General features: G+C 62.0%; 10 protein-coding genes. 4 read left to right on the top strand and 6 right to left on the bottom strand.

The features are described from left to right. Positions 1-351 precede the first annotated feature (351 nt). On the top strand, positions 352-1,143 hold the full coding sequence (locus OIU19_RS25090; protein WP_264237275.1) for an AraC family transcriptional regulator: 792 nt from the start codon (positions 352-354) through the stop codon (positions 1,141-1,143). Here OIU19_RS25090 and OIU19_RS25085 read toward each other — a convergent pair. Together OIU19_RS25085 and OIU19_RS25080 are read right to left on the bottom strand one after the other, a co-directional pair. After that, positions 1,113-1,751 carry a LysE family translocator gene (locus OIU19_RS25085; protein WP_264237274.1) on the bottom strand — a complete coding sequence of 213 codons (639 nt, stop codon included), beginning with the start codon at positions 1,749-1,751 and terminating at the stop codon, positions 1,113-1,115. The genes OIU19_RS25090 and OIU19_RS25085 overlap by 31 nt on opposite strands. 119 nt (positions 1,752-1,870) lie before the next feature. Next, positions 1,871-2,824, bottom strand: coding sequence for a threonine dehydratase (locus OIU19_RS25080; RefSeq protein ID WP_264237273.1), 954 nt, complete (start codon positions 2,822-2,824; stop codon positions 1,871-1,873). A 77-nt stretch (positions 2,825-2,901) separates the two neighbouring features. On the opposite strand from OIU19_RS25080, the gene OIU19_RS25075 reads away from it, so the two are divergent. Beyond that, positions 2,902-4,263, top strand: coding sequence for a PLP-dependent aminotransferase family protein (locus tag OIU19_RS25075; RefSeq protein ID WP_264237272.1), 1,362 nt, complete (start codon positions 2,902-2,904; stop codon positions 4,261-4,263). Here OIU19_RS25075 and OIU19_RS25070 read toward each other — a convergent pair whose 3' ends face one another. Further along, a complete protein-coding gene (locus OIU19_RS25070) occupies positions 4,264-4,521 on the bottom strand; it encodes a DUF2790 domain-containing protein (RefSeq protein ID WP_186557437.1) in 258 nt (85 codons plus the stop codon). 320 nt (positions 4,522-4,841) lie between these two features. On the opposite strand from OIU19_RS25070, the gene OIU19_RS25065 reads away from it, so the two are divergent. Then, positions 4,842-5,291 carry a GNAT family N-acetyltransferase gene (locus OIU19_RS25065; RefSeq protein WP_372353349.1) on the top strand — a complete coding sequence of 150 codons (450 nt, stop codon included), beginning with the start codon at positions 4,842-4,844 and terminating at the stop codon, positions 5,289-5,291. On the opposite strand, the gene def is transcribed toward OIU19_RS25065, so the two are convergent. From def to OIU19_RS25050, 3 genes are all read right to left on the bottom strand, one after another. Then, complete coding sequence (def, locus tag OIU19_RS25060) at positions 5,246-5,782, bottom strand: peptide deformylase (protein ID WP_264237271.1); 537 nt, start codon at positions 5,780-5,782, stop codon at positions 5,246-5,248. The genes OIU19_RS25065 and def overlap by 46 nt on opposite strands. Further along, positions 5,782-6,741, bottom strand: coding sequence for a YihY/virulence factor BrkB family protein (locus OIU19_RS25055; protein ID WP_264237270.1), 960 nt, complete (start codon positions 6,739-6,741; stop codon positions 5,782-5,784). Before OIU19_RS25055 ends, def begins: the two co-directional genes overlap by 1 nt. Positions 6,742-6,907: 166 nt before the next feature. Further along, on the bottom strand, positions 6,908-7,087 hold the full coding sequence (locus OIU19_RS25050) for a CsbD family protein (RefSeq protein WP_264237268.1): 180 nt from the start codon (positions 7,085-7,087) through the stop codon (positions 6,908-6,910). Positions 7,088-7,330: 243 nt separating this feature from the next. Here OIU19_RS25050 and OIU19_RS25045 point away from each other — a divergent pair, with 243 nt between their 5' ends. Next, complete coding sequence (locus tag OIU19_RS25045; RefSeq protein WP_264237267.1) at positions 7,331-8,803, top strand: nitrous oxide reductase family maturation protein NosD; 1,473 nt, start codon at positions 7,331-7,333, stop codon at positions 8,801-8,803. Positions 8,804-8,895: the final 92 nt, after the last annotated feature.

The raw sequence follows: 8,895 nt of genomic DNA, 5'->3' as shown, positions 1-8,895 counted from the left end.
AGGTGCCTGTAGGGCCAGGTGCGCCAGCACCCTTCGGCGCAGCCGAAGGCGCGAGATGTAGATTTGCGCAGCAAATCGTAGGCCGCGCGGGCCCGGAAGGCGCCGGCGCGAAGGGACCCGTAGCGCAGCGGAGGGCCGGATGGTGGAGCGCAGACCTTTTTGGTTACTTTTGGCTGGGCCGGCACACCGGGCGTTTGCCAAAAAGTGACCCGCCGTAAGGGCGGAAGGGGCCATTAGCAGCACCCCAAAAAACGGATAAGCCCCCAACACCAGAACACCAGAACACCAAATCCAGCATTGCCCCCCAACCCCAGCTCCGCTAGCGTTACACCACCCACCAAGGAAGCCCCCATGCCATTGACCTGCGAACCCCTGCACGCCTCCCCACAGCTCGATCTCTCATGGGTACGAGCCCACGGCAGCGCACGCTTCGCAAGGCACACCCATGACGAATACGTGCTGGGCGCCAACCTAAGCGGCATGGAACAGATCTGGCTCGACGGCCACGAACTAGAAGTCCCCCCAGGCCAGGTCACGCTCTACAACCCACTGGCAGTCCAGGCCTCGGAATTCGCTGAAGGAGGCGTCGAGTACATCAGCCTGCACCTGAGCACCGACGCCATGAGCCAGGTCATCGGCGATAACAACCTACGCTCGACCACCCAGCCTCCCAGCTTCGAGCAAGGCATCCTGCACCACCCTGCCCTGTTCAGCGCCTTGCTCGAACTGGCCCAGGCGCCTGATGATCAGCGCGAACAAGCACTGTTACTGGTACTCGCCCAACTGCTGGAGCAACCGTCGAAATCACCAGGAGAACACTCTGTTGCCATCGCCAACAGCTTGGCCCTGATGCGCGCGCACCTGGACCTGCGCCTGGAGCTCGATCAACTGGCGCAAGCGGCTGGCCTGAGCAAGTACCATTTCGTACGCTGCTTCAAGAAGGCCACCGGCCTGGCGCCTTTGCAATACCACATGCAACTGCGCCTGATCGAAGCCCGGCGCCGTTTGCGCATCGGCCTACACCCGCGAGACGTCGCGCTGGACCTGGGCTTTTATGACCAAAGCCATTTCATCACCGCCTATCGCCGCGTACACGGCGTTACCCCGCAGTGCTATGCCGCGACCAGAATGAATTCCCGATAACCCGAGACAATCACATACACCGCGAAGTAGCAGAAGATCGCCGCCGACAGCAGGTATGACCAAGTCAGCAAGCGATCCCCCAGCAAGCGTCCGCCATGGCTGGCAACGCCGCACAGACTCACGCACCAGAGCAACCCAGCGGCAAAGAAGCCACTGAGAAACAACCCCGCATCCAACATACTGCCGGCCCCTGAACGGGAGATCAGCACCCCACCCACTGCGGCGAACCAGAGAATCGCACTGGGCGATGACATGGCCAGGAAGATCCCGCGCAAAAACTCGCGCCAGCCCGACTCCACCACCACCTCGGCCCGGCCATCCACGTGCCCACCGCGCCAGGCCGCCAGCAGCATCTTTGCGGCAAACCACACCAGCAACACCGAGCCGCCCAGCCACAAGACCCAGCGCACAGTCTCGAACTGCAGCAACACCGTCATCCCCGCCAGCGCCGCAACGGCATAGACCAAATCACCCACGCAGGTGCCCAGCCCCAACCAGAAACCCTGAACAAAGCCGCGCTGCATGGCCAGGGTGATCATGGCGATATTGGCAATGCCGATGTCCAGGCACAGGGACAGGCTGAGGAGAAAACCATTGGAAAAAGGCATGGGGACTCGATTACGAAAGGGCAAGCAGCTATCTAACGGAAGAGACGGCAACGTGTATTGGAACAAATTGCTGATGCCAAAACCCAACACGCTAACGCGCAGCGCCACCCCCTGCCGGCTTAATCCAGCAGCAGCTGTGCATAACGCTGGCGATCGATATTCGCCCCACTGAGCACCACCGCCACTCGCTTGCCCTGCTGGCTGTCACGCTCCTGGAGCAACGCTGCCAGTGCGGCCGCACCTGCGCCTTCAGCGGTGTTATGAGTGGTCTCGTGGTAGATGCGCATGGCCTGGGCGATCTCCTCGTCGCTGACCCGCACGATCCGCGCCGCATGTTCGCCGATCATGGCGAAGGCATCCGGGTGAGGGACCCGGCAGGCCATGCCATCGGCAAAGGTGTCGGCCGTCGCGGTGGTGACGATCCGGCCCCGCTCGAAACTCTGCGCATAGGCATCGGCAGCGCTGGACACCACGCCAACGATCTGCGTCTTCAACCCCAGCAGATTGCGCGCCTGGATCAGGCCACAGATCCCTGAGCCCATGCCGATCGGCACGTAGACGCAATCGAGCTCCGCCACGGCTTCGAACAACTCAAGCGCGTACGTCGCCACGCCGCGCACCAGTTCAGCGTGGAACGACGGCACCATCTCATAGCCAAGCTCGGCGGCCAGCCTGGCAGCCTCCTCGCGGGCCACGTCAAAGTCCACCCCATGCTCGATCAGCTCGGCGCCCAGCGCGCGCATGGCAGCGTTTTTCTCCCGCGAGTTGCCCTCAGGCACCACGATCACCAATGGGATACCCGCCTGGCCCGCGGCCAGCGCCATGCTCTGGCCATGGTTGCCACGGGTAGCCGTGACCAGCCCGCGTGGCGGCTTGCCGCTGGCCAGCAGCGAGCGCACATAGACCAACCCGCCACGCACTTTGAATGCACCGGTAGGGGCATGGTTCTCGTGCTTGACCCACACCTTGCAGCCCACCCGCTCGGCTAGCAAAGGCCACGCGTGCTGAGCGGTGGCGGGAACATGCTGGTGCACGAAAGCGGCGGCTTCACGCAGGGCAGGCAGGTCGAACATGGCGATCATCCTTCATCGGGGCTGAGGTTGATCCGATCCTAGGCGCAGGGCATTGTATGGGTAAATCGATATATTGCATGGGTAGCAATTTCGTGTGGATTCCCAACCTTGCTGAGAACGGCCAGCCGCGCTATCTGGCGCTGGTCGAGGCGATTGCCGAGGCGATCGAGCGCGGCGAATTGAAAGTCGGTGAGCGCCTGCCACCGCAGCGGCGCCTGGCCTGGAAACTGGGGCTCAACCCCAGCACCACCCAGCAAGCCTATCGCGAAGCTGCCGCGCGCCATCTGGTCGCAGGCGCAGTGGGCCGAGGCACCTATGTCCTGGCGGGGAGCAAGGAGGCGACGCTGTTTCGCCTCAAGCGGCATGACGCACAGCAGCAGGTGATCGACCTGTCGACCAATGTGCCAGTGGTCGACCCGCACAGCCACGATCTGCAGCACAGCCTGCGCGCCCTGCTCGATCAGGGTGCCAGTGAACTCCTCGACCATTATCTGGACGCCGAGCAATTGCTCCTTGGCCGCCTGCACGGCGCGCGCTGGCTGGCCAATCGCGGGCTGACGCTGGCGATCGATGAACTGCTGCTGTGTGGGGGCGCGCAGCAGGCGCTGGGCTGCGTGCTGCAATCGCTGTGTGCCGATGGCGCGCCGGTAATGGTCGAGGCGTTGACCGCACCCGGCATCAAGGCCGCCTGCCGCCAGTTGCGCCTGCCGGTGCACGGGGTGGCCCTGGATGAGCACGGCCTGCGTCCGGATGAACTGGACCGCGTGGCGCGCGCCAGTGGGTCGCGGCTATTGGTGATCACCCCGACCCTGCACAATCCCACCGGCAGTTGCATGGACGCCGCCAGGCGCCAGGCCATCGCCGAGGTGGTCAAGCGCCACAAGCTGCTGGTGGTCGAGGATGATGTGTATGGCGCGCTGACCGATCAACCGCCCTTGTACCCCTTGCTCGATGGCCAGGGCATCCTCATCAGCAGCTTGTCGAAAACCGTCGCCGCCGGGCTGCGCCTGGGTTGGATCGTAGGCCGTCCAGCGCTGCTGGCGCAGATCGATCCGCACAGCCAAGCCACCCATTGGCCGGTTTCACCCTTGAACTTGCGCATCGCCGGTCAGTGGCTAGAAGACGGCACTGCAGCACGCCGCCTGGCCTGCAATCGCACAGAAATTCAAGCGCGTTGGCGCTTGGCGCACAGTCTGCTGGGCGAGGCACTGGTCAAAGGCCGTATACCTTCACCGCATATCTGGGTCGCCACCGGCGAAAGCGCAGAAGCGGTGGTGCGCAAGTGCCGTGAGCGCGCCGTAGAGGTGGTGCCAGCGAGTGTCTTCGCAATTGGCGTCGAACAAGTGCAGGCCGTGCGCATCAGTCTGTCGGCGGCTACCAGCCGGGCACAACTCAAACAAGGGCTGGAAGCCGTGCGACAGGCCTTGGGGCTGGGCTGATCAGCCCTGGCTGCAGCCTTCACCCATGGCGCGGTACTGGATGGTGTGGACGTGGCCCTGATGGTCTTCGTAAGTCATGGTGGCAGGCACCACTTCGCAGACATTGGGGATGGTCGACAGGCTGATCACGCGTTTGATGTCGAGGTTGGTTGAGTAGTCGTACTGCTCGACCACAGACTGGCTGGAAACAGGCTGGACCTCATCGGCGAGGGCGAACGAGGACATACCGACCAATGCAAGAATCAGTAATGCTTTCATGGAGTGTGGCCTTCAAGGCAATCAAGCTGATCGATTGACTTCAATATGCCGTCAATGGCGCGGAGAAGTTGTCATCAACTGCGAAGATGACACGAAGTACCGATCCCGCTATGTCGTACTGCTGGGGGGATGATTGAATTTTACGCCTGGTCTGCAATAGTTGAAGCCCGCAGTCGGACATTCACCCTTGCGCGATTTGCAACAATCTGCGACAAAATACTCCGACCTGAAAGGCTGAAAACCGCGTTTTAGAGCAGCTCCAATTGTATTCATTGCCGGCCTCGTCCCGCGATCACGCCAGCATTGCCCCCAGGAAAACCATGCCACCCTTCCAATTCACCCCCTTGATCGGCCTACAGCGCCGCTTGCTCGACAACTTCTATAAGCAACATGGCACCCGCATGCGCGCAGCCGCCGACGGCCAGCTGTGGGTAGCCCGAGCGCAGGCAATCATCGCGGGCCTGAGCCTGACCCCAGTTGCTCAAGGCCATTGGCTGACCGGGCTGTTGGTCGACCCGCAATGGCGCGGCCGTGGGGTGGCAGGCCAACTGATCGATGCAGCCCTGGCGCAGACCGGTGACCCCACCTGGCTGTTCTGTCACCCTGATCTGCTGCCGTTCTACCTGCGGCTGGGTTTCAGCCCTTGCCAGAGCCTGCCAGAGGCCCTGGCCATGCGCCTGGCGCGCTACCAGCGCAGCAAGAACCTGCGGGCAATGGTGCGCAATCAGTCGTCGGCGACGTCAAGCCCTGGGAACAACACCTCGGTATAACCGAACTTGGAAAAATCCTGGATCCGCGACGGATACAGCCGGCCAATCAGGTGGTCGCACTCATGCTGAACCACCCGGGCGTGAAAGCCATCGGCAAAGCGGTCGATCGGAGTGCCCTGGGGATCGACCCCGGAATAACTGATGTGCTTGTAGCGTGGCACCACCCCGCGCAGGCCTGGCACCGACAGGCAACCTTCCCACCCCTCTTCTATCTCGGTCCCCAAAGGGGTGATCAGCGGGTTGATCAAAATGGTCTGGGGCACCGGCTCGGCATCCGGATAACGCTCGCTGCGCTCGAAGCCAAAGATCACCAGTTGCAGATCGATACCGATTTGCGGCGCCGCCAGGCCGACCCCGCCAACATGGCGCATGGTTTCGAACATGTCGTCGATCAGTTGCTTCAACTCGGCACTACCAAGCATGTGCTCAGGCACCGGTGGGGCAATGCGCAGCAGGCGTTCATCGCCCATCTTGAGGATGTCACGGATCATCAGGGGTTCGGCTCACGGGTCTGGTGGGGTTCGGCTGCAGCAGGATGCTCATGGCCGAGCACGGTGATGGTTTCCTGCGGCTTGCTGCCGTCGAAATCCTTCTCGCCAGGATCCTTGCCTTCGGCAGACATGTGCTCGATCACCGCATTCATCTCGGCACCGAGCAAGAGTACGGCGGCAGAAATATAGAAGTACAGCAGCAGCACGATGATCGCCCCGATACTGCCATACATGGCGTTGTAGTCGGCGAATGTCTTGACGTAGTAGCCAAAACCCAGCGAGGCGATGATCCACACCACCACGGCCAACACCGAACCTGGGGTAATGAAGCGGAATTTTTGTTTCACGTCCGGCATGACGTAGTAGATCAGCGCCACCGCCACCATCATCAGAACGATGATCGCCGGCCAGCGCAGGATGGTCCACAGGGTGACGATGAACTCCTGCATGCCGATCTGCGCGGCGATCCACTCCATCACCTGCGGCCCCAGGACCATCAAGGCGGCGGCGGCCAGGAGCATGCCGGCGATGCCGACGGTATAGAAGATCGACAGCGGAATGCGCTTCCAAACCGGCCGCCCTTCTGGCACGTCGTAGGCGGCGTTCATTGCGCTCATCATCAGCCGCACACCGGCCGAAGCGGTCCACAGGGCAATCACGATACCGACTGAAAGCAGGCCGCCCTTGGACTGCTGCAACTGATCGATCACCGGATTGACTTGCTCCAGCGCCTGCGGCGGCAGCACCAGCTCGGACTGCAAGCGCAGCCAGGAGAAAAAGTCTGGCAGGTGCAGGAAACCGATCAGGGCGATCAGGAACAACAGGAACGGGAACAGCGAAAACAGCATCTGGTAAGCCAGCGCGGAGGCATAGGTGGACATCTCGTCATCGAGAAACTCGCTGACGGTGCGCACCAACACACGGTGCAAGGGCAGGCCTTGCAGGGCAGGGAAAATCATAGCGTCTCCTTTCGCCGCTTGATCATCATGGGGCAGGCCGACTACCCGGGCAGGCCTTGTTGATTGCATGCAAGTCTAATAGACCACGCGCGCGCCGTTGCTGCTCATTGCCGCACAAAAAGAAAACGGCCACCTATAGGCAGCCGTTTTCCTACACGGCAGACGGTCAAGGCTTCTTCACAGCATCCTTTACTTCGCCAACCTTTTGCTGAACCTCACCCTTGACCTCTTGGGCTTTGCCTTCGCCCTTGAGCCTTTCGTTACCGGTGACCTTGCCAACGCCCTGTTTGATATTGCCCACCGCTTCGTTGGCCAAACCTTTAGCTTTGTCTTTGGTACCACTCATGGGGAAATCTCCTTGAGGCAAAGACACGAGAAAACGTGTCGACATAGGATCGACTCATGCCCCTTGGCCAGAGTTTCAATTGATTTGCTGATCGCCCACCCAACGGCAATCAGCGGGCGAATACCGCACCGATTCAGCCGCACTGCCTGCGCAAGCGGGTACAGCTTCCCTAGAATCCCTGCAAACGGCCGCCCACCGCAGGTGGCCCATTGATAACAACAACAGTTTTGGAATCCTGCACCCATGCGTTTCATGCCTGTGCTGACAGCCTTGCTGCCGCTGCTCCCCCTACCGGCCCTGGCCACGCCCCAGATTACCCCGCAAACCTTGCAGGTCGACCGCTACGCCGATGACGGCAAGCCCGGCAGCTTGCGCTGGGCGATCGAGACCAACAATGAAAACCCTGGCCGCTACCAGATCGACATCGCGGCGGTCGGTCAGCCGCCCTATGTCATCAAGCCCAACAGCGCCCTGCCAGAAATCAAGGGCCCGGTGCGCATCACCGGCCTCTCCTGGGCACGCGACGGCCAGTACATCGCCATCGATGGCTCCGGCTACATCAAGGACCAAGGCGTACGCACCTGCCCTGGCGCCCTGCCCGGCCAGTTCGGCACCAACGTGCGCACCACCACCCACCCTGGGCTGGTCCTGCGCGACACACAAGGGGTGCAGATCAGCGGGCTGGAGGTGCGTAACTTCTGCATTGGCATCCTGGTCAACCGCGCCAGCGGCAACGTCATCCAAGACAACCGCATCGTTGCCAACAAAGGCGGCGCCGGGATCATGCTCACCGGCGATGACGGCGCCGGTAACCCCACTGCCACAACGACGAACAACAACAAGGTCTTGCGCAACCAGCTGATCGACAACGGCGATGGCCTCGAGCTGACACGCGGTGCCGCGTTCAACCTGGTGGCCGACAACCTGTTCCGTTCGACCGAGGCCAACCCCGAACCTTCGCAAGGCATCGAGATCCTTTTGGGTAACGACAACAGCGTGGTGCGCAACCGCTTCGAGAACTACTCCGACGGCCTGCAGATCAATTGGGGCAAGCGCAATTACCTGGGTGCCAACACCTTCAGCGGCAACTCCATCGGCGTCAGCGTGACCGGCGAGGGCAATATCCTCGATGGCAACCTGATCCACGGTAACCGCATCGGCGTGGCCCTGCGCCCGGAACCAGACACCACTCGCACCCGCCTGACCGCCAATCGCATCTGGGCCAACAGCCAGGACATTCGCCGCTGCGAGGCGGGCGGTTCGTGTGTCGCCGATCAACGCACCGGCGCAATCATCTTCGGCGTGCCGGCCCAGGCCCATGCGCTGTACGTCGGTTCGCGGGGCGTCGGGGCAGATCTGCCCAAGGCAGAGCAAGCGATCATCTGTGACGCCAAGGGTGAGCCCAAGCCTTGCCAGCCGCTGCCTAATCACAACCAGCAGCCACCGAGGCTGACCGCCTTGCGTAATGAGGTTGTACGAGGCGAGGTACAGGGGCCTGCGTCGAGCCTGTTGCGTATCGAGCTGTTCGGCAATGCCAATGCCCAAGCCACCGAAGCGGAGCAGTACCTGGGGGAAGTGCTGGTCAACAGCGATGCACATGGGCGGGCGCAGTTTGCCCAGTCGCTGCAGAATGCCGCGGGGTTGCACAGTTTTACCGCGACGGTGACCACTGCTGATGGGGCCACTTCGGAGTTGAGTCAGCCGTTAAAGCGCTAAGGCAGATGAGTCGGCGTGCGGCCTCTTCGCGGGCAAGCCCGTTCCCACAGGTGCCCCGCTGACTCTGGATTCAGCGGGGTACCTGTGGGAAC

The sequence above is a fragment of the Pseudomonas sp. BT-42-2 genome (assembly GCF_025847435.2).
Taxonomy (GTDB): domain Bacteria; phylum Pseudomonadota; class Gammaproteobacteria; order Pseudomonadales; family Pseudomonadaceae; genus Aquipseudomonas; species Aquipseudomonas urmiensis.
The sequence above is the reverse complement of the archived record's forward strand: the minus strand, read 5'-3'. Positions and strand labels throughout refer to the sequence as shown.